The sequence below is a fragment of the Nguyenibacter vanlangensis genome (assembly GCF_013376155.1).
Taxonomy (GTDB): Bacteria; Pseudomonadota; Alphaproteobacteria; order Acetobacterales; family Acetobacteraceae; genus Gluconacetobacter; species Gluconacetobacter vanlangensis.
On sequence record NZ_JABXXP010001105.1, the window covers coordinates 1 to 696 of the forward strand.

Genomic DNA, 696 nt, shown 5'->3' on the forward strand with positions numbered 1-696 from the left:
AGGGTCGGCGCGGGCGGCATCTATCCGACCTCGCGCACGGCGCGGACCAGGTCGCCGACATGCTCGGGCGGTGTCGCCGGCACGACGCCGTGGCCGAGATTGAAGATATGCGGCCGGCCTTTCATGACGTTGCGGATGGCGCGGGCCTCGGTCGTCATCGCGTCGCCGCCGGCCAGCAGCAGCAGCGGATCGAGATTGCCCTGCAGCGTGACGTCGGGCGGCACCAGTTCGGCCATCGCCGCCATGTCGGCGCCGGTATCGAGCGCCATGACGCGCACACCGGTTTCGCGCGCATATTCGGCGGCCATCACGCCGGCCAGGCGGGGGAAGCCGATGACCGGCACGCCGGGACGACGGGTGCGGATCTCGTGGACGATCGCGCGGGTCGGCGCGATGACGTGGCGGCGGAACTGGGCGGGCGGCAGCAGGCCGGACCAACTGTCGAACAGCATCACGGCCTCGGCCCCCGCGTCGATCTGCGCGCAGAGCATGTCGGCGGTCGCCCGGGCCAGCATGTCGATCAGCCGGTCGAACAAGGCGGGTTCGGCATAGGCCAGGCCGCGCGTGGCGTCGAATTCACGCGAGCCGTGGCCTTCGACCATGTAGCAGGCGACCGTGAAGGGGGATCCGGCGAAGCCGAGCAGCGTGACCTGCCCGCCCCGGGCCGCGCCGATCGGATCGGGGCCGTCGAGCGTC

Annotated in this window: 1 protein-coding gene; it reads right to left on the bottom strand. The window is 71.8% G+C overall.

Annotation, left to right across the window (positions count from 1 at the left end; translation table 11 throughout):
* Nucleotides 1-20: 20 nt before the first annotated feature.
* Nucleotides 21-696, bottom strand: a 676-nt coding sequence (locus HUK84_RS21510) for a uroporphyrinogen decarboxylase family protein (RefSeq protein WP_176641958.1), incomplete at its 5' end; no start/stop codon positions are given.